This is a genomic window from Vagococcus acidifermentans, assembly GCF_003987655.1.
GTDB classification, from domain to species: Bacteria; Bacillota; Bacilli; order Lactobacillales; family Vagococcaceae; genus Vagococcus_B; species Vagococcus_B acidifermentans.
Map to the genome: position 1 here is coordinate 17015 of NZ_NGKC01000001.1, position 21016 is coordinate 38030.

The 21016-nt window shown below is 45.5% G+C and carries 19 protein-coding genes and 1 other annotated feature; of the genes, 18 read left to right on the forward strand and 1 reads right to left on the reverse strand.

Annotated features, from left to right (window positions below):
- Window positions 1-169: 169 nt before the first annotated feature.
- The 9 genes from selB (at window position 170) to CBF27_RS00140 (ending at window position 9334) form a co-directional block, all read left to right on the forward strand.
- Window positions 170-2062, forward strand: coding sequence for a selenocysteine-specific translation elongation factor (gene selB / locus CBF27_RS00100; RefSeq protein ID WP_342774781.1), 1893 nt, complete (start codon window positions 170-172; stop codon window positions 2060-2062).
- A gap of 132 nt (window positions 2063-2194) precedes the next feature.
- Window positions 2195-2914, forward strand: coding sequence for a 16S rRNA (guanine(527)-N(7))-methyltransferase RsmG (rsmG, locus tag CBF27_RS00105; protein ID WP_126811047.1), 720 nt, complete (start codon window positions 2195-2197; stop codon window positions 2912-2914).
- 88 nt (window positions 2915-3002) lie between these two features.
- The gene (locus tag CBF27_RS00110; protein WP_126811050.1) at window positions 3003-3764 is read left to right on the forward strand and encodes a ParA family protein; all 762 of its coding nucleotides are present in this window, start codon (window positions 3003-3005) and stop codon (window positions 3762-3764) included.
- On the forward strand, window positions 3757-4644 hold the full coding sequence (locus tag CBF27_RS00115; protein WP_126811053.1) for a ParB/RepB/Spo0J family partition protein: 888 nt from the start codon (window positions 3757-3759) through the stop codon (window positions 4642-4644). Before CBF27_RS00110 ends, CBF27_RS00115 begins: the two co-directional genes overlap by 8 nt.
- 67 nt (window positions 4645-4711) lie before the next feature.
- A complete protein-coding gene (locus CBF27_RS00120) occupies window positions 4712-4903 on the forward strand; it encodes a DUF951 domain-containing protein (RefSeq protein ID WP_126811056.1) in 192 nt (63 codons plus the stop codon).
- A gap of 42 nt (window positions 4904-4945) precedes the next feature.
- Window positions 4946-6046 carry a redox-regulated ATPase YchF gene (ychF, locus tag CBF27_RS00125; protein WP_126811060.1) on the forward strand — a complete coding sequence of 367 codons (1101 nt, stop codon included), beginning with the start codon at window positions 4946-4948 and terminating at the stop codon, window positions 6044-6046.
- 23 nt (window positions 6047-6069) lie between these two features.
- Window positions 6070-6759, forward strand: a complete 690-nt coding sequence (locus CBF27_RS00130) for a DUF1129 domain-containing protein (protein ID WP_126811063.1) — start codon at window positions 6070-6072, stop codon at window positions 6757-6759.
- A gap of 120 nt (window positions 6760-6879) precedes the next feature.
- Window positions 6880-8364, forward strand: coding sequence for an IMP dehydrogenase (gene guaB, locus CBF27_RS00135; protein WP_126811066.1), 1485 nt, complete (start codon window positions 6880-6882; stop codon window positions 8362-8364).
- 61 nt (window positions 8365-8425) lie between these two features.
- Window positions 8426-9334, forward strand: coding sequence for a lactate/malate family dehydrogenase (locus CBF27_RS00140; RefSeq protein WP_126811070.1), 909 nt, complete (start codon window positions 8426-8428; stop codon window positions 9332-9334).
- 47 nt (window positions 9335-9381) lie between these two features.
- On the opposite strand, the gene serS is transcribed toward CBF27_RS00140, so the two are convergent.
- Window positions 9382-10659 (reverse strand): serine--tRNA ligase, encoded by a 1278-nt coding sequence (gene serS / locus CBF27_RS00145; protein ID WP_126811073.1) that lies wholly within the window; start codon window positions 10657-10659, stop codon window positions 9382-9384.
- A gap of 52 nt (window positions 10660-10711) precedes the next feature.
- Window positions 10712-10940: a binding site (T-box leader), on the reverse strand.
- A gap of 121 nt (window positions 10941-11061) precedes the next feature.
- On the opposite strand from serS, the gene CBF27_RS00150 reads away from it, so the two are divergent.
- The 9 genes from CBF27_RS00150 (at window position 11062) to deoB (ending at window position 21016) form a co-directional block, all read left to right on the forward strand.
- Window positions 11062-12003, forward strand: a complete 942-nt coding sequence (locus CBF27_RS00150) for a DNA-binding transcriptional repressor DeoR (RefSeq protein WP_126811076.1) — start codon at window positions 11062-11064, stop codon at window positions 12001-12003.
- Between the two features lie 122 nt (window positions 12004-12125).
- Entirely contained in the window at window positions 12126-12800 is a 675-nt protein-coding gene (deoC, locus tag CBF27_RS00155) for a deoxyribose-phosphate aldolase (RefSeq protein WP_126811078.1), read from the forward strand.
- Between the two features lie 71 nt (window positions 12801-12871).
- Entirely contained in the window at window positions 12872-14173 is a 1302-nt protein-coding gene (locus tag CBF27_RS00160) for a pyrimidine-nucleoside phosphorylase (RefSeq protein WP_126811912.1), read from the forward strand.
- A gap of 448 nt (window positions 14174-14621) precedes the next feature.
- Window positions 14622-15014 (forward strand): cytidine deaminase, encoded by a 393-nt coding sequence (locus tag CBF27_RS00165; RefSeq protein ID WP_126811082.1) that lies wholly within the window; start codon window positions 14622-14624, stop codon window positions 15012-15014.
- A 39-nt stretch (window positions 15015-15053) separates the two neighbouring features.
- A complete protein-coding gene (locus CBF27_RS00170; protein ID WP_126811085.1) occupies window positions 15054-16121 on the forward strand; it encodes a BMP family lipoprotein in 1068 nt (355 codons plus the stop codon).
- 60 nt (window positions 16122-16181) lie between these two features.
- Window positions 16182-17759: an ABC transporter ATP-binding protein gene (locus CBF27_RS00175; protein ID WP_425469909.1), complete on the forward strand. Its 1578-nt coding sequence runs from the start codon at window positions 16182-16184 to the stop codon at window positions 17757-17759.
- Window positions 17752-18819, forward strand: a complete 1068-nt coding sequence (locus CBF27_RS00180) for an ABC transporter permease (protein WP_126811089.1) — start codon at window positions 17752-17754, stop codon at window positions 18817-18819. The genes CBF27_RS00175 and CBF27_RS00180 overlap by 8 nt, the downstream gene beginning before the upstream one ends.
- A 2-nt stretch (window positions 18820-18821) precedes the next feature.
- The gene (locus CBF27_RS00185; protein ID WP_126811092.1) at window positions 18822-19775 is read left to right on the forward strand and encodes an ABC transporter permease; all 954 of its coding nucleotides are present in this window, start codon (window positions 18822-18824) and stop codon (window positions 19773-19775) included.
- A 68-nt stretch (window positions 19776-19843) separates the two neighbouring features.
- Window positions 19844-21016 carry a phosphopentomutase gene (deoB, locus tag CBF27_RS00190; RefSeq protein ID WP_126811095.1) on the forward strand — a complete coding sequence of 391 codons (1173 nt, stop codon included), beginning with the start codon at window positions 19844-19846 and terminating at the stop codon, window positions 21014-21016.

Below are 21016 nucleotides of genomic sequence, written 5' to 3' on the forward strand. Positions count from 1 at the left end.
CCGTCAAATGATACAGCATCATTTGACGGAGCTGCTATGTTTGAATAGAGAATTATGTTAACATATTTTTTATTTTGAGATAAGATAGTAGTGTAGAGATTATTTTATCTGAGATGTGAAAAATGGAGCATCATTTTATTGAATGAAGGGGAAAGGATGAAACATAACAGTGGAAATTACAGATATCGTTATCGGTACAGCGGGCCATGTGGACCACGGGAAGACAACACTGATAAAAGCGCTGACCGGTATTGAAACAGATACAACTAAAGAAGAGAAAAAACGCGGCTTATCCATCAATCTTGGCTTTGCCTATTTGGATCTGCCTAATAATAAACGGGTCGGGATTGTGGACGTGCCGGGGCATGAGCGATTTATTAAAAATATGGTTGCGGGATTGCCGGGGATTGGTCTGATTTTGCTGGTAGTGGACGCTTCTGAGGGCATCATGCCGCAAACGAAAGAGCATATTGCCATTTTGTCCTTATTAGGCAAAACGAACTTCCTGATTGTGCTGACGAAAGTTGATTCGGTTGATGAGGAAATGAGGGAACTCGTCATCGAAGATATTCAGGAGCAGGTACAGGGAACAGTGCTTGAAGGGGCAGATATTGTTGAAACGGATGCGGTCACCGGATATGGCCTGGATAATCTGATTGCTAAAATAGAACAGTTTACAGAAGAAGAACACCCTGTTTCAGCCAGCGGCAATGCACGCCTGAATATCGACCGTGTGTTTAGCGTGAAAGGTTTCGGGACTGTTGTGACTGGCACGTTGCTTGACGGTCCGATATCCGTCGGCGATACGCTGTATTCGTATGCGACTGGTAACAAGGTGACGGTTCGCAACATTCAGGTACATGAGCAAAACTGTCAGCAGGCCAGACCGGGGCAACGTACAGCACTAAACTTGTCCAATGTCAGCAAACAGGAGTTGAAGCGCGGAGATGTCTTGTCACGTTCAGACCAGATTCCTGTCACGTGGATGGTGGATGTGAAAGTTACCTGTCTGCCTGAAGCGCAGTCCGGTATCGGTCTGTGGGAGCGAGTGCGATTATTGATCGGGACAAAGGAAGTTCTTGCCCGGACGGTGCCTATTGGTGTTGATGATATTGCACCGGGAGAAGAAGGCTTTTTACAGCTGCGTCTTGAAGAGCAGATTGTTGCAAAACAAAATGACCGGTTTATTTTGCGCTCCTATTCTCCGATGATGACGATTGGCGGCGGTCAAATCATTGACGCGAGCCCTAAAAAACACCGCCGTTTCCGGAAAGAGGTCCTCGACAGCTTGAAGATTAAGGAAGAGGGAAGTTTGGACCAATTGGTTTTGGATTTCCTGATGAATAAGAAAAATCCGTTTACGGAAGTCAATGACCTGTCAGAGTTCCTTAATAAAGACACGGCAGAACTGCAGCACATGCTGGAGCAGCTGCAAGCTTCCGGCGAAGTGATTCGGATTGATGACCAGTTATGGCTGCATCCTCAGCAGCTGGATAAATTGAACCAGCTGGTCGGCGGTTATTTAGATGAGTACCATAAAAAATATCGTCTGCGCAAAGGCATGCCGATTGAAGAGGTCAGATCTAAGCTGAGACACTTATTTAGCAACCGGGAAATCGATTATCTGTTGGATGAACTGGTCGTCCGGCGTGCACTTGTCAGTGAGCAGCACCGGTTGTCGCTGCCTGACTTTAAAGTAGTCTTTAACAAGTATCAGCTGGCCGCCTGGCAGCTGATTGAAAAGGAGCTGGCGAAATCCGGATTTACACCTGTAAAAGCGGAAGATTTACTGTCTCTGGATAAAAATGCACCGGATGTGCTGGAGGCGATGACTGGTGAGCAGGTCATTCTTCTGACTCACGAATACGTCATCTCGAAAGAATATTACGATAAAGCTGTGTCTTTGGTAAGGGAGTATATCGGGGAGCATCAGGAAATGACTTTGGCAGATTTTCGCGATATGACGCAGTCAAGCCGCAAGACATCTATGCTGATTTTGGAGTACCTTGACAAAAACAATGTCACGAAACGTATTGACAATAAACGGGTGCTGGTGGATTAACACTGTTTGGAAAGGACAATGAGAAGTAAATCATTGTCTTTTTTTATGAGAGAATTGCACATTTGGCCAAGATAGTATAAAGTAATAGAGAGTCGTGAAACAATGGGGTGTTTCACAAAAAGGAGACATGACATGACACCTGAAGAATTTAAAGAGCATTTGGCAAAACAGGGGATTCATTTAACGGATGATCAGATGGCCCAGTTTGCCACATATTTAGCAATGCTGGTTGAATGGAACGAGAAGATAAATCTGACTGCTATTACCGAGCCGCATGAAGTCTATCTGAAACATTTTTATGATTCGCTGACGTTGGCATTTTCCAATGATTTTCATGAACAGCCGCATACTTTATGCGATGTTGGTTCCGGAGCAGGCTTTCCGAGTATTCCGCTAAAAATCGTTTTTCCGAAGTTACGCGTCGCAATCGTCGATTCGCTGAACAAACGAATCAATTTTTTAACGTTGTTGATTGATGCGTTAGGTTTGACAGATGTCTCTGTTTACCATAGCCGAGCGGAGGATTTTGGCCAGCAGCCGGATTTTCGCGAGCAGTTCGACTTTGTGACTGCCCGAGCGGTGGCGCGTCTGAATGTGCTGACAGAGCTTTGTTTGCCGCTTGTCAAAAAGGACGGCTTGTTCTTAGCAATGAAAGCCGCCAAGAGCGAAGAGGAGCTGTACGAAGCTAAAAAAGCGATTCATTTGCTGGGGGGGAAATTGATCGGGGAAACTGATGTCACGTTGCCGATAAGCGGCGACCAGCGGTTTATCATCAGCATTCAAAAAGCAGCCGGCACGCCTAAAAAATATCCGAGGAAGCCGGGTCTCCCCAATAAAAAACCACTTGTCTAACTATCAACAAGCAGACCGTTTTATGTTACAATAACGGTTGATTATTCATTGAATGAAGAAACTTTACGATAAAATTGGAGGAAAGAGAATGGCACGGGTAGTATCAGTTGCAAATCAAAAAGGCGGTGTCGGCAAAACCACTACGACTGTTAATTTAGGGGCTTGTCTGGCTTTCTTTGGCAGAAAAGTGCTGTTGATCGATATGGATGCTCAGGGAAATGCGACCAGCGGTATTGGTATCCGTAAAGCAGATGTGGAACAGAATATTTATGAAGTTTTGGTCGACGAGGTGCCAATTAGAGACGTCATTCATCATACGTCCCGTGAAAATCTGGATATTGTGCCCGCAACCATTCAGTTGTCAGGAGCAGAGATAGAGCTGACATCCATGATGGCGAGAGAGTCCCGGTTAAAACAGGCAATCACGGATATCAAAGATGACTACGATTATATATTGATTGATTGCCCGCCTTCACTGGGTCATTTGACGATTAATTCGTTTACTGCCAGCGATTCAATTCTAATCCCTGTTCAATGCGAGTACTATGCACTGGAAGGTCTCAGTCAGCTTTTAAATACGATACGTCTGGTCCAGAAACATTTCAATCCGGAGCTGCGCATTGAAGGTGTCTTGTTGACCATGTACGATGCACGGACCAACTTGGGATCGGAAGTGGTGGAAGAGGTCCGGAAATATTTCAGGGAACGGGTTTATGATACAATCATCCCGCGAAACGTGCGTTTGTCCGAAGCGCCTAGTCATGGTTTGTCTATTATTGATTATGACCCGCGTTCTAAAGGGGCAGAAGTTTATCAGGCTTTAGCAAAGGAAGTGATTGCCCATGAGTAAATCGAACAAAGGACTGGGACGGGGGATTGATGCGTTATTCCAAGATTTCTCCAGCCTTGAAGAGGTGGATATTCAAAAAGAGGAAATCATTGATATTGCTCTTTCGGAATTGCGTCCCAACCCGTATCAGCCCCGTAAAACATTTGATGAGAGTGCATTGGCGGAGCTTGCCCGCTCGATTGAACAGTCAGGCGTCTTCCAGCCGATTATTGTGCGGAAGTCGAGTGTCAAAGACTACGAAATCATCGCCGGGGAGCGGCGTTTCAGAGCATCAAAACTAGCTGGCAAAAAGACGATTCCGGCAATCGTCAGGGAATTCAATGAATCAGAAATGATGCAGATTGCAGTGCTGGAGAACTTGCAGCGGGAAGATTTAAGCCCGATGGAAGAAGCGGAAGCTTACGACATGCTGATGAAAAATTTGAAATTGACTCAGGCCGAGCTGTCCGAACGGTTGGGCAAAAGCCGGCCGTATATTGCCAATTATTTGCGTTTGCTGACATTGCCGAATGTTGTGAAAGATTTGGTTCAAAACGAATCAATATCCATGGGGCAGGCACGCACACTGTTAGGGTTAAAGGACAGTAGCCAAATCGTGCCGCTGGCGAACCGTATTTTGAAAGAAGGCTTGACTGTTCGGCAGCTGGAGCAGATTGTCAATGACATAAATCATCAGAGCGGTTTGGCACCTTCAAAAGAGGCAAAGAAAAAAAGCCAGCCTAAACCATACTACATTCGCGAGAGTGAAGATCGGCTGATGGATAAATTCGGCACGACAGTTGCGATTAAAGAAAAAGAAGGCAAAGGCAAAATTGAAATCGAATATTTGTCTCAGGATGATTTGACACGTATTCTGGACATATTAGATATTCATTTCTAGTTTTCGCAGTTTTTGGTTTGTTTGTGGTAAGATTAAGAATGGATTGACAAAAAAGGATGTGTGTCTCATGTATGACTTGGGAGATATTGTTGAGATGAAAAAACCGCATGCCTGCCAGACGAATCGCTGGGAGATTATTCGGATGGGCATGGATATCAAAATACGGTGCTTAAACTGTCAGCATATCGTGATGATGCCGCGTCGGGAATTTGAAAAAAAACTTAAAAAAGTGTTAGAGAAAAAAGACAACGAAAATTAGTATTTTAAAAGCTGATAATCGGAAAGAAAGAGTGAATGATATATGGCGTTAACAGCGGGTATTGTTGGGCTGCCCAACGTGGGCAAATCAACGTTATTCAATGCTATTACCAAGGCAGGCGCAGAGGCTGCGAATTATCCCTTTGCAACGATTGACCCAAATGTCGGCATGGTGGAAGTGCCGGATGCGCGTTTGGGGGAATTGACCAAGCTTGTCAAACCAAAGAAGACCGTACCGGCGACATTTGAGTTTACAGATATTGCCGGCATCGTGAAAGGTGCAAGCAAAGGCGAGGGACTGGGAAATAAATTTTTAAGTCATATTCGTCAGGTGGATGCGATTTGTCATGTTGTCCGCTGTTTTGATGATGACAACATCACACACGTGGAAGGACGCGTGGATCCGCTTGCTGATATAGACACAATCAATTTGGAGCTGGTCCTTGCTGACTTGGAGTCTGTCGACAAGCGTTATACCCGGGTCGCTAAAGTTGCCAAGACGAAAGACAAAGATGCCGTGGCGGAATTGGCTGTACTCGAAAAAATCAAACCGGTGCTTGAAGCCGGCAAGTCTGCGCGCACAATTTCCTTTACGGATGATGAGCAGAAAATCGTCAAGGGGCTGTTCCTTTTGACCACAAAACCGATTCTCTACGTGGCGAATGTGTCAGAGGATGAAATCGCCGACAGCGATAACAATCATTACGTGCAGCAAGTAAAAGAGTTTGCGGCATCTGAGAACGCAGAAGTGATTGCTATCAGTGCCCGTGCGGAAGAAGAAATCGCAGAGCTGGACGATGAGGACCGCGAAGAATTTCTTGAAGCATTGGGCATTGACGAATCCGGTCTTGATAAATTGATTCGTGCAGCATACCATTTGCTGGGGCTGGCCACTTATTTCACTGCCGGCGAGCAGGAAGTCAGAGCCTGGACCTTTAAGCAAGGTATGAAGGCTCCGGAAGCAGCTGGTATTATTCATACCGATTTTGAGCGCGGGTTTATCCGTGCAGAAACAGTCTCTTATGAAGATTTGAAACATTACGGCAGTATGCAGGCTGCGAAGGAAGCTGGAAAAGTCCGTCTTGAAGGCAAAGAATATGTGGTGCAGGATGGCGATGTCATGTTGTTCCGCTTTAATGTATAGAAAGGAAAGCCAGGTGATGACAGGTGGAACAGAGTGAATTGCAGAAATTAGTTAGTCAAAACAGAGAAATGGAAAAGAAATTGACCAAAAAGAACGACCAGTTTCTGTTTGACTTGAATAAAATTTTAGATGAATCAGAAATAGATGGCGAGAAAAAAGTAGTGGCGCTCAATCACATGCTGACAGAGCTTGTTGAGGGACAGAAAAAGGGGCACACTGCCAAGCAGCTGTACGGTACGCCGACAGAAGCCGCGGATAATATTATCAATGCACCGGAACCACTTCCGGAAATGACTTTCGGCAAAATAATGCTGGATAATTCGCTGCTGATGTTTACGTTTCTTTCGGCTTTAGCAGGACTGATGCCGCTGCTTTCAAACAGTAAAGCAGCTTCGCAAGGATTGACCAGTTTAGTATTAGGCGCTGTTTCAGGTGCATTTTCATTTTATTTGATTTACAAGTATGTCTTTATTTATGACACACCAGGTGCTGACCAGACGAATCGTCCCGGCGCATTGAAATCAGGCGGACTGATGGCCCTTTGTTTTATCCCGTGGGTGCTTATTTTTTCGTTGTCCGCAATGTTGCCGCCGGCTATCAATCCGATGTTTGACCCTGTCTTGACTCTAGTGCTCGGCGCGCTGGCGTTTGGCCTTCGTTACGTTTTGAAAAAGAAAATTGGTTTGCAAGGCACCATTTTAAGAAGCTATTAAATCGTCGAAATCTAAGTTTTATACTTAGATTTCGTATTTTTTAACCCAAAAAATTGACTTATGGTCGTTTTTTTGATATTTTGATAATTAAAAAATTAATTAAAGGAGTGTATCTTTGTAATGTCCAACTGGGAAACCAAATTTGCCAAAAAAGGATTTACGTTTGATGATGTTTTACTAATACCCGCGGAAAGTCATGTACTACCTAATGACGTTGATTTGAAGGTAACGCTCGCGCCGAATTTGAAACTGAATATTCCTCTGATGAGCGCAAGCATGGATACTGTAACTGACAGTAAAATGGCGATTGCAATGGCAAGACAAGGCGGGTTGGGTGTTGTTCATAAAAACATGAGCATTGACCAGCAGGCTGATGAAGTGCGTAAAGTAAAACGCTCGGAAAGCGGCGTTATTATTGATCCTTTCTTCCTGACGCCCGGCCACATCGTTTCAGATGCGGAACAGCTGATGTCAAAATATCGAATCAGCGGTGTTCCAATCGTTGATACGATGGAAAACCGTAAACTGGTAGGCATTTTGACAAACCGCGATTTAAGATTTGTGACAGATTATCATTTGAAAATTGATGATGTCATGACCAAAGAAAATTTGATTACTGCACCAGTTGGCACATCTTTAAAAGATGCAGAAAAAATCCTGCAGCAGCACAAGATTGAAAAATTGCCGATTGTTGATGAGCATGGCAAGTTGAGTGGACTAATCACGATTAAAGATATTGAAAAAGTTATCGAGTTTCCCAACGCAGCGAAAGATGAACATGGCCGTCTGTTGGTAGCGGCAGCTGTGGGTGTAACAAGTGATACATTTGAACGGGCAGAAGCGCTTTTAGAAGCTGGTGCAGATGCTATCGTCATTGACACAGCGCATGGACACAGTGCCGGCGTCTTGCGGAAGATCAAAGAGATTCGCGAAACTTTCCCGGATGCTACATTGATTGCTGGAAACGTAGCGACCGGCGAAGCGACAAAAGCTCTTTATGATGTCGGTGTCGACGTGGTGAAAGTCGGTATTGGCCCGGGTTCGATTTGTACAACGCGTGTTGTTGCGGGGGTTGGTGTGCCTCAGCTGACAGCCATTTATGACGCGGCATCTGTGGCGCGGGAATACGGCAAAACGATTATTGCAGATGGCGGTATCAAATATTCCGGCGACATTGTCAAAGCGTTAGCAGCCGGCGGACATGCGGTGATGCTTGGTTCTATGCTGGCGGGGACAGATGAGTCACCGGGTGAATTTGAAATTTATCAGGGCCGCCGCTTTAAAACATATCGCGGGATGGGGTCGCTGGGAGCAATGGAGAAGGGCTCAAGCGACCGTTATTTCCAAGGCGGCGTCAATGAGGCGAATAAGTTGGTGCCAGAAGGCATTGAAGGTCGTGTAGCGTACAAAGGTGCTATTTCCGATATCGTGTTCCAATTGATTGGCGGGCTGCGCTCAGGCATGGGTTATGTCGGTGCCAGAGATTTGAAAGGACTGCGCGAAGACGCACAGTTTATTCAAATGTCCGGAGCAGGTTTGAGGGAATCACATCCTCACGATGTTCAAATTACCAAAGAGGCGCCAAACTACTCGTTTGAGTCGTAAAAAAAATACCTTTGCTGTTTCGGCAAAGGTATTTTTAACTTATAAACTTGGGGTGTTGTGAATGAATAAAATCGGGATTATTGGTATGGGGCATGTCGGTTCTGATTTAGCCTATACGTTATGTCGTGAGAATACGGTTGACACACTGGTGTTGATTGATAAAGACGACGACAAAGTATATGCGGAAACGTTGGAACTGGAAGATGCCATGGCAAGCACGTCTTCGCAAGTCGCGATTATCCAGCAGGACTATCAGGCTTTGAGCGATGCGGCACTGATTGTTCTGGCTGTGGGCAGCACGGATTTGGAAAAAGAAGACCGGATATCTGAATTGACGCAGAATGCACAGTCGGCCAAAGAGGTTGTTCCTAAAGCAGTTGCTTCGGGTTTTTCGGGCATTTTTCTCGTTATTTCAAATCCTTGTGACGTGATGACGATGCTTGTTCAGCAATACAGCGGCTTTCCCAAGCATAAAGTCATGGGAACGGGCACAACGCTGGATACCAATCGCTTAAAACGGATTGTCGGCAAAATTGCCGGTGTATCCAGCCAGTCAGTTGAGGGTTTTGTGCTGGGAGAACACGGTGAAAGTCAATTTGTTGCATGGTCAACGGTCAGGATTGCCGGCGAACAGTTGTCTGAGCTGCCGGCCTTTGCCGCACAGGATTTGCCAGTGCTCAAGGAGCAGGTCCGGTTGGGCGGATGGGAAATATTTACCCGCAAAACTTGGACAAGCTATGGTATAGCTTCTGTGGCCAGCCGTCTCATTCAGACGATTTTAAAAGACGAACGAAGAATTTTTCCAGTGTCGGCGTATGATGAGTCAAAACAGATTTATGCTGGTTATCCGCATATTATTGGAAGGCAAGGCGTGATAGAGGCATTGCCGTTGACGCTGACACAAGATGAAATAAATGAATATGAGCTTTCGGCAGAAAAAATTCGCCGGACATTTTTAACCGTGACATAATTTAAAACCGGATGGGAGAGACTGCGCTCTTCCATCCGGTTTTGTGATTACGGTTTTGTGATTTTTGTGACGCCGTTCATGTACGGAACTAAAACATCTGGGATAGTAACACTGCCATCTTCATTCTGGTAATTTTCTAAAATGGCGGCGACTGTCCGGCCGACGGCTAAACCGGAACCGTTCAATGTGTGGGCATAGTGTATTTTGCCGTTTTCATCCCGGTAGCGGATCATGGCCCGTCTTGCTTGGAAGTCGACACAGTTCGAGCAGGAACTGATTTCCCGGTAAGTGTCTTGTGCTGGTATCCAAACTTCCAAATCATATGTTTTGGCAGCTGAGAAGCCCATGTCGCCAGTTGATAACGTGATGACACGATATGGCAAGTCAAGTTTCTGCAAAATAGTTTCAGCGTTGACGACCATTTTTTCCAATTCATCGTAAGAGTTGTCTTTGTCGCTGAATTTGACCATCTCAACCTTGTTGAATTGATGCAGCCGAATCAGTCCGCGTGTGTCCCGGCCGGCACTGCCTGCTTCTGAACGGAAAGACGGGCTGAGCGCTGTGAAATAGATTGGCAAATCGTCCCCGTTTAAAATTTCATCCCGATAATAATTGGTCAGAGGTACCTCAGCAGTCGGAATAAGCGTCAGGTGAGAATCTTCTATCTGAAAGACATCTTCCTTGAATTTTGGAAACTGTCCTGTACCGAACATGGACTGCTCGTTGACCAGATAAGGCGGGATCATCTCTGTGTATCCGTGCTCGGCTGTATGAGTATCCAACATGAAATTATAAATTGCCCGTTCCAATCTGGCGCCTAGTCCTTTATAAAATAGGAACCGGCTGCCGGAAACTTTCGAGCCTCTTTCAAAATCCAAAATGCCCAGATTTTCTGCTACTTCCCAATGAGGTTTAGGCGTAAATGTGAACTGCGTCTGCTCCTTCCATCTGCGTACTTCCACATTATCGTCTTCGCTTTCACCGACAGGGACGGATTCATGAGGCAGATTCGGCAGAGTGAATGCGATGTTTTGCAGTTCGCTGTCGATTGCTGCAATCTGCTCATCCAGTCCTTTAATATCTTCGCCGACTTTTTGCATTTCTTTGATTTTGTCGTCTGCATTTTGCTGCTGGCGTTTAGCAGCAGCTATTTCCTGTGAGACATCATTTCTTTGTTTTTTTAATGTTTCGACTTGGACCAGTGTTTCCCGCCGCTGTTTGTCGAGCAATAAAAAATTGTCCATGATTTCTTCTTTCACGCCGCGTGTCAATAATTTTTTCTTTACTTCATCAAAATGCTGACGAATCATTTTTACATCCAACATCTTAAAAAACCTCCTTTAGATAATAAAAAAACCTTTCCATCCCAACATATATCATTGGGACGAAAAGGTTGTCTTCGCGGTACCACCCAAGTTTGATACAGTGTTCAGATGCACAGTACCACACTTCATTTTGCAAGTAACGGCTGCAACCGTATAGCTTAATCAGCGTTTTCGCTATAAGGATTAAAGAAGTGGATTCACCATCTTGCAATATCAGTTTGCACCACACACTGACTCTCTGGAAAAGCAATGACGACTACTATTCTTCTGACCTTTCATATTACTTAATAGTATATGTTGTTTTGACACAACTGTCAAACCTGATATTAATATTTGTAACTCATATGTATTTTTGAGATAATTGTTGCAGTGAAATAGACATGAAAGTAGGTGGTGATGAGAATGAATACTGAAAAGGACAAGCTGAGTCTGCAAGTTGCCCACATGTATTACCAACTGGAAATCAGCCAACAGAAAATTGCTGATGAGTTGAACATCTCCAGGCCCACGGTCTCCCGTTTGTTAAAACATGCGAAAGACAAAGGTTATGTGCAGATTAAAGTGGCTGACCCGTTTTCAGATGTCACGAAGTTGTCGTCACTGTTAAAAGAAAAATATGATTTGCGGGATGTCCGGGTCGTCTACGTGCCGGACACCAGTTATCAGGTGATTGGTGATTACATCGGTCAGGCGGCTGCTGATTATTTGGGGGAAATCATTGTCGACGGCGACATCGTCGGTATCAGCTGGGGAACTACGATGCACAAAATTGCCCAAAGATTAAAACCCAAACAGGTCAAGGGAGTAGAAGTTGTTCAATTGAAAGGCGGTATCAGCTACTCCAATGTCAACACTCATGCGGATGAAATTTTGCATTTATTTGCAAGAGCGTTTCAGACTGTGGGCAGGCCTTTGCCGCTGCCGGTTATTTTCGATAATCCGGAGGTCAAACGGATGGTTGAACAGGACCGCCACATACAACGGATCATAACGCTCGGCAGGCAAGCCAATGTGGCAGTGTTTACTGTCGGTACGGTCAGAGATGATGCGCTAGTGTTCCGCTTAGGTTATTTAAATGATACGGAGAAGAAACGGTTGAAACAACGGGCAGTAGGAGATATTTGCTCCCGGTATTATGATCAATCAGGCAATATTGCCGATAAAACACTGGACAGTCGGACAATCGGGATTGATTTGGAAGAATTGAGACGCAAAGATAAAGCTGTGTTGGTTGCTGGGGGGACACACAAAACGGCGGCGATTGATGCTGCACTTCGCGGCAAGAACGCCAATATATTGATTACCGACCATGAAACAGCTGACCGGCTTGTCAATCTTCAATAAGGCTTGGACAAGAACTTGCAGCGGCTTTTTTTAAAGCAGAGAAGTGAACATAATTTCACTTTTAATTTTACAAATGTTCAGAGCGATTGTATAATTAGAATAGTAAACAAGGAGGAATCATCATGGAGATTGCAACACTCATTGACCATACGAATTTAAAAGCGGATTCAACCGAAGAGGACATTCAGAAACTTATTAAAGAAGCAAAAGAGTATGGTTTCTGGTCTGTTTGTATCAATCCTTGCTGGGTTCCGCTGGCAGCACGCGAATTATCGGGGACCGGAGTCAAAGTCTGTACGGTCATCGGATTTCCTTTGGGAGCTGCAAGCACAGCGGTGAAGTCTTTTGAAACAGCCCAAGCAATTGCCGACGGCGCTGATGAAGTGGACATGGTTATCAACATAGGTGCGCTGAAGAGCGGGTTGTTAGATATAGTGCGGGCTGATATAGAAGCCGTCGTCCGTGCGGCGAAAGGCAAAGCGTTGACCAAGGTAATTATCGAAACCAGTCTGCTGTCAGATGCTGAAAAAGTTACAGCCTGTCAACTGGCAGTAGAGGCGGGAGCCGATTTTGTGAAAACCTCTACTGGTTTTTCAACAGGCGGTGCAACAGTTGCTGATGTGAAATTAATGAAAAAGACAGTTGGCGATGCCGCACAAGTCAAAGCTTCCGGCGGGATTCACTCAAAAGAAGATGTGATGCGCATGGTGGCGGCAGGTGCTGCACGGATTGGGGCAAGTGCGGGTGTAGTAATTGTGAGCGGTGAACAGAAGGAGTCTGATACGGCGGCATACTAAGCATAAGTTCGTTGCGGTGTGACAGAGAGTCAAACAGCATTGTTATCAGAATAAAAGGATAGGTGTTTATGATGCGGATGGTCGATTTAATCATGAAAAAACGCGATGGCAGGGCATTGTCGGAAGAAGAAATCCAATTTTTTATTGAGGGCTATACTAAAGGCGAAATTCCCGATTATCAGGCAAGTGCGATGGCTATGGCTATTTATTTTCAAGACATGACGGATCAGGAGAGAGCGGATTTGACGATGGCGATGGTCCATTCCGGTGATACAATTGATTTGTCTGCCATTGAAGGAGTGAAGGTTGATAAACATTCTACGGGGGGAGTTGGCGATACGACGACGCTGGTGCTGGCACCGCTCGTGGCTTCAGTAGGAGTTCCTGTTGCAAAGATGAGCGGCCGGGGCTTGGGACACACAGGCGGCACTATTGACAAACTGGAATCAGTTGCCGGTTTTCATGTAGAGATATCTAATGATGAGTTTGTGAAACTGGTCAATCGGGATAAAGTTGCAGTCATTGGTCAAAGCGGCAACCTGACACCTGCTGATAAAAAATTGTACGCTTTGCGTGATGTGACCGGTACAGTCGATTCTATTTCACTGATTGCCAGCTCCATCATGAGTAAGAAAATCGCGGCCGGCGCTGATGCGATTGTACTTGATGTCAAAACAGGTGCCGGGGCATTTATGAAAACTCAGGAAGAGGCAAAGGAATTGGCACATGCCATGGTCAAAATAGGCAACAGGGTCGGGCGGCAAACGATGGCGGTTATTTCCGATATGTCCCAGCCGCTGGGATATGCTGTCGGGAATGCTCTTGAAGTAAAAGAAGCCATTGACACATTGAAAGGTCATGGTCCAGCTGATTTAACAGAGTTGGTTCTGACTCTTGGCAGTCAGATGGTCGTGCTTGGCGGAAAAGCAGCTTCATTGACAGAGGCGCGCGAAAATTTGCAAGAAGTAATCGCCAATGGCCAAGCGCTTGAAAAATTCCGGCAGTTTTTAAAAAATCAAGGCGGTGATCCGTCAGTTGTTGACCGTCCAGAAAAATTGCCTGAGGCACCGTTCAAAATCCAGTTGCCGGCGAAAAAAAACGGCGTTGTATCTGAAATCATTGCGAATGAAATCGGTGTGGCAGCCATGTTGTTAGGTGCCGGGCGCGCATCCAAAGAAGACAAAATTGATTTGTCTGTCGGTCTTGTTCTGCATAAAAAAGTTGGTGATAAGGTGATGCAGGGGGATTCGCTGTTGACCATTCATTCGTCCAGCGAAGATGTTGAAGAGGTCATGGCGAAATTGTATCAAAGCATTACTATTTCCGACAATGCTGAAAAACCGACATTGATTTACGATAGCGTGACTGAATAATGTTAATAGCATTCATCGGCAAATACAGACAATAGTAGTTCTGTATTTGCATTGATGACGTTAATAGTTTAAGCGTTTTCAATAGAAGGTGCCTGCTGTTTAAAAACAATCTGATATTCTTATGAGAAGCCGTATACTTAGTTGATAAAAATGAGTAAAAATAGTATTGTAATTCTTAGGAGAGTCTAACGGAATGTTAGGTTCTTATATACATAATTATTGTAGCAGCAATTGTCTCTAACAGCATATTTTATGCGACGGCGATATATAGTCGCCCGATGCGGTATATGGAAAGAGAGGTGATGAGAATCAGCAAACAGATGGACATCTGCGGCGGGCAGTTGTCTAAAATTTTTAATCTGCTTATCTGACAATCGGTCATTGTTGTTATTTTTTTTCGATATGATTTGCTCAGATAGGTTTCAGAGATGCGTTACAGGAGGAAAAAATGGTAAAAAAAGAATGGCTTGAGGCAGCTGTGGATGCCCAAAAGCAAGCATATGTGCCTTATTCGAAATTTGCTGTCGGAGCGGCACTCGTTACCAAAAGCGGTAAAGTATTTCAGGGCTGCAATATTGAAAATGCCTCATTCGGCTTGACGAATTGCGCCGAACGGACCGCTTTTTTTAAGGCCATCTCAGAGGGTGAGCATGAGTTTCAGCATCTGGTAGTTATCGGGGATACGGACGAGCCGATCTCTCCATGTGGTGCTTGCCGTCAAGTTATGGTCGAGTTTTGCAGTCCGGATATGCCTGTGACATTATGCAATACTAAAGGCGAACAGAAGGAAATGACAGTCGGGTCGCTGCTGCCGTATCATTTTGATGATCGGCAAATGTAGAAACAAGACTGATTTTAAAAAAATTAGGGGGAACAAACAATGAAGAAGCGTACGTTTTTAAAGACAGGATTAGTGTTAGCACTAGGTTTAGTTTTAACAGCATGTGGCGGCGGTGGCGGCGACACAAAGGAGTCTGGTGATAAATCTGGAAAGGAAACTTCGGATTTTTCAGCAGCGCTGGTCACTGACTTAGGCGGTGTAGATGACAAGTCGTTTAACCAGTCGGCATGGGAAGGACTGAAAGAATGGGGCGAAGCTACCGGCCGCGAAGAAGGTGTGGGCGGATTCAAATATTATCAATCCGACTCTGATGCTGATTTCCTGCCAAACTTGAACAGTGCCATCGATGACGGTTTTAATATTGTCTTCGGTATCGGATTTAAGCTGCAGCCGGCTATTGAAGAAGTGGCCAAAGCTAATGAAGACGTTGAATTTGTTATTATTGACAGTGAAGTGAAAGATCAAAAAAATGTGGCTTCTGTCCTCTTTAAAGACCACGAAGCATCTTATTTAGCAGGTATCGCAGCGGCTAAGGCGACTAAAACAGGGAAAGTCGGATTTATCGGCGGTCAGGAAGGCGAGGTTATCGGACGTTTTGAAGCAGGCTTCGTTGCCGGTGTCAAATCCGTTGATGAAAAAATGGAAGTGGATGTGAAGTATGCCGGCTCCTTTGGTGATGCAGCAAAAGGAAAAGCAATCGCTGCAGCGATGTATCAAAGCGGTATCGATGTGATTTTCCACGCATCCGGTGATACAGGACAAGGGGTCTTCTCAGAGGCTATCGACATCATGAACACTAATCCTGAAGACAAAGTTTGGGTTATCGGTGTGGACCGCGACCAAGAAGAAGAAGGGGTATACAATAACGGTAACGTGACACTGACATCAACGCTGAAAGGCGTCGGTACAGCTGTCAAAGACATTTCCGAAAAATCTGAAAAGGGCGAGTTCCCTGGCGGCGATTTAATGGTTTACGGTTTGAAAGAAGGCGGTGTTGATTTAACGGACGGACAGCTTGATGACGTAAACAAAGACATCAAACCAGCCATTGATGAAGCGAGAGAGGCGATTATCGCTGGCGAAATCGAGGTTCCAGACAAGCCTTAAACAGTTCAAGTTAGGGTGTCAACACAACTTATTTAGCCGGAATAGTTAGGAGTGAATGACGTGAGTGACTCGCATTATGTGATTGAAATGGAGAATATCACGAAGGCGTTCGGCACATTTAAAGCTAATGACAATATTAATTTAAACGTTAAAAAAGGTGAGATTCACGCACTGCTGGGAGAAAATGGTGCAGGCAAATCCACTTTGATGAATATTTTGTCTGGATTACTGGAGCCGACATCCGGAACCATCCGCATACGCGGGAAAGAAGTAACTATTACCAACCCGACCGTTGCTAATCAGTTGGGGATTGGAATGGTCCATCAGCATTTTATGCTAATTGACAATTTTACCATCGCCGAAAATATTATCCTTGGCAGTGAACCTACCAACACTGGCGTCATTGATTATAAAAAGGCTTATGAAGAAATCAAAGCTGTTTCGGATAGATATGGGTTTAAAATTGAACCAGATTCGCTGGTCAGCGATATCTCTGTCGGTATGCAGCAGCGTGTGGAGATCATCAAAACATTGTACAGAGGGGCAGATTTGCTGATTTTTGATGAACCGACTGCTGTTTTGACACCACAAGAGATTGAAGAGTTGATTGACATCATGCATGAGCTGGTTGCTGAAGGAAAATCGATTATTATTATTACACACAAATTGGATGAGATAAAATCTGTTGCTGACCGCTGTACCGTTATCCGCAGAGGGAAAAGTATCGCCACAGTCGATGTGGCAGAGGTAACGTCACAGGAGCTGGCAGATTTGATGGTTGGCCGTTCGGTGTCTTTCAAGACGCCGAAGGGTCCGGCTCATCCGACTAAGCCGGTGCTGAAGGTCACAGATTTAGTGGTGAAAGAAAACCGCGGACTTGAAGCAGTGAAAGGCTTGAGTTTAGAGGTGAGGGCAGGCGAAATACTGGGGATCGCCGGTATTGACGGGAATGGCCAGAGTGAATTGCTGCAGGCGATTACCGGTATGCGGAAAGTCGAAAGCGGCACAGTCGAAATAAATGGGGTGGATATGACCAACAAACGCCCCCGTACCATTACTGAAAATAGTACTGGCCATGTGCCGGAAGACCGGCATAAGTATGGACTGGTGCTGCCGCTGACTGTGGCCGAAAACATGGCGATTCAGACATATTACAAGGAACCGATCAGTAAACACGGATTTCTTAACTATTCAGTCATAAACAGCCATGCGCGACAGCTGATTGAAGAGTTTGATGTGCGTACACCAAGCGAGACGATTCCTGCTGGTTCCTTATCAGGGGGGAATCAGCAAAAAGCAATTATTGCACGCGAAATCGACCGTAACCCGGATTTGCTGATTGTTTCCCAGCCGACGCGCGGACTGGATGTCGGTGCCATCGAATACATCCACAAACGTTTGATTGAACAGCGCGACAATGGCAAAGGTGTTCTGTGCGTCAGCTTTGAATTGGATGAAATTTTTAACGTATCAGATCGGATTGCTGTGATGTTCCACGGGAAAATCGTCGGAATTGTTGACCCCAAAGAGACGAATGAGCAGGAGTTGGGTCTGCTGATGGCTGGTGTGTCGCTGGAAGATGCCCGCTCGGAGCTGAGCAATGCTGAAAAACAGGAAGGAGTTGGCGCACATGAATAATCGGAATACAACGATTAAAAATTTGGCGGTACCTGTGGTTTCAGTTGTTGCCGGCTTGCTGTTAGGTGCAGTGATTATGCTGATCTCGGGTTATAGTCCGGTTGAAGGCTATCGGGCGCTGCTCCAAGGAGCATTTGGACGCACGTATAACGTCGGAGAAGTTGTTCGTCTGGCGACCCCTCTGATTTTAACAGGGTTAGGGTTTTCGATTGCTAATACAGCCGGCTTTTTTAATATCGGTTTAGCCGGTCAGGCATTGTGCGGCTGGATTGCCTCAATCGCTGTTGCTATGAGTTTTCCCGATTTGCCGCGCTTTTTGCTGGTACCGTTATGTGTGATTGCCGGAGCTGCTGCCGGAGCGTTATGGGCAGGCATTGCCGGTTTTCTGAGAGCACAGTTCGGCACCAGTGAAGTCATCGTCACGATTATGCTTAATTATACCATTTTGCATATCAGCAACTATTTGGTCAGAAATGTCTTTACGGATAAAAATGATGCGACGCCAAGAATTAGTGAAAATGCCTCGTTGCGACTATCTTTTCTGACAGATATCTCAGGCGGTTCTAGACTGAATGCCGGTATTTTTTTGGCGCTCATTATGATTATTTTTGTCTGGGTACTAATGAGGAAGACAACAACCGGATTTGAGTTGCGGTCTGTTGGGCTGAACCCGTTTGCTTCAGAATATGCAGGGATGAGTGCGAAAAAGAATATTGTTTTGGCAATGCTGATTTCTGGTGCGCTCGCTGGTTTAGGCGGCGTGGTGGAAGGTCTGGGGACTTTTGAAAACTTGTTTATTTTAGACTCGGCGCCAGCTATCGGTTTTGACGGGATGGCAGTGTCGCTGCTGGGCGGCGGCAACCCGATAGGCATTTTACTATCTGCCCTGCTGTTTGGAGTGTTAAAAGTAGGCGGGTTGAAAATGCCGAGTGTCGGTATTCCAAATGAAATTGTTGAAATAGTTGTTGCTTCCATCATCTTTTTCGTCGGCATCAGCTTTGCCATTCGTTTCATCATGGATAAAGCTGTCATGAAGCGTGTGAAGAAAGGAGAAGCATAACTATGATAGGAACATTAGCGATTGTTGTATCCTCAGCCCTGGTTTATTCTGCTCCTTTGATCTTCACTGCTTTGGGCGGTACTTTTTCCGAAAGAAGCGGTGTGGTAAACGTCGGTTTGGAAGGCATCATGACGATAGGAGCTTTCAGTGCTGCGGTTTTCAACTTGTATACTGTGGAGATGTTCGGCCAATGGACACCTTGGGTTGCGATGCTGTTTGGCGGCTTAATCGGTCTGCTTTTCTCCGTTGTCCATGCGGTTGCAACGATTAATCTGCGTGCAGACCATATCGTCAGCGGTACGGTCATTAATTTGATGGCTCCCGGTTTAACCGTATTTTTAACGAAACAGCTGTTTGACGGCAAAGGTCAGACTGAAATTATTCGTCAACGGTTCGGAAAAACGAGTTTTCCTATTCTGAAAGACATACCGGTAATCGGCGAGATATTTTTTACAAATACATCTGCTCCGGCCTATGTTGCTATTATTGTTGCACTCATTGCTTATTTCGTCATATTTAAAACCAAGTTCGGCTTGCGGCTGCGCTCTGTGGGCGAAAATCCCCAGGCAGCCGATACATTGGGAATCAATGTTTATTTGATGAAATATGCCGGTGTGCTGACTTCCGGTTTTCTTGGCGGAATGGGCGGTGCGGTTGTTGTTCAGGCGATTTCCGGCCAGTTTTCAGTTTCAACGATTGCAGGTCAAGGGTTTATCTCGATGGCGGCAATGATTTTTGGAAAGTGGAATCCAATCGGTGTGATGGGGGCTGCGGTTTTCTTTGGGCTATCCCAAAGCTTGGCAATCATCAGTGGTCAAATTGATTTCCTCAAAGGGCTTCCGCCAGTTTTCCTGCAAACAGCGCCTTATGTGCTGACGATTATTGTCCTGGTGGTTTTCATTGGACAGTCGAAGGGACCGAAAGCCAACGGTCGTACATACGTGAAGTCTAAATAAATAAAAACGTGCCAGAGCGGCTTGCTTTGGCACGTTCATTCGCATTTAAGATGAAAGAGGGTACGAACATGTTCAAACGAATTCATTTAATTGTCCTTGATTCAGTAGGTATCGGCGAAGCGCCTGACGCGGCTGCATTCGGTGATGAAGGCAGTGATACATTAGGCCATATCGCTGAAACAGCCGGTTTGACGGTGCCGCATATGGAAAATCTTGGATTAGGCACCATCGCTCCGCTGACAGGTGTTGAAGCTGTGACTGATCATCAGGGTTACGCTACAAAACTTCAGGAAGTTTCTGTCGGAAAAGACACGATGACAGGTCACTGGGAAATTGCCGGATTGAACATCCAGACACCGTTTAGAGTGTTCCCGGAAGGCTTTCCTCAAGAGCTGTTGGATAAAATCAGCGATTTTTCCGGCCGGGGCATTATCATGGGAGCCAATAAGCCTTATAGCGGCACGCAAGTAATCGAAGATTTCGGGGAAGAACAAATGAAGACTGGTGATTTGATTATTTACACATCTGCCGACCCTGTACTGCAAATTGCTGCCCATGAAGAAATTATTCCGTTGGCTGAGCTGTATCGGATTTGTGAATATGCCCGTGAGGTCACTAAAGATGATCCTTATATGATCGGTCGGATTATCGCAAGACCGTATATAGGAGAGCCGGGAGCATTCACCCGGACTGCTAACCGTCATGACTACGCGTTGAATCCATTTGGAGAAACAGTGCTGGATTCCTTGAAAGCGGCAGGAAAAGAGGTTGTGGCTGTCGGCAAAATAAATGATATTTTTAATGGTCAAGGCATCACTAAATCTGTTCGTACAACATCAAATATGGACGGCGTTGATAAGCTGATTGCTGAAATCGGCCAAGAGTTCCACGGACTCAGCTTTACGAATCTAGTCGATTTTGATGCGGTGTACGGCCATCGCCGTAATCCGGAAGGCTATGCACAGGCATTGGCGGACTTTGATGCGCGTCTGCCGGAAATCATTGATGCGATGAGTGATGATGACTTGCTGCTGATCACGGCCGACCATGGCAACGACCCGACATTTAAAGGAACTGACCATACACGCGAGTTTGTGCCGCTGATGGCATTCAGCAAAAAAATGACAGGACACGGTCAGCTGCCGCAAGGTCATTTTTCTGACATTGCCGCAACGATTGCCGAGAACTTCAATGTATCCGGCACCGGTAACGGACAAAGCTTTTTGCAATACTTGAAGTAG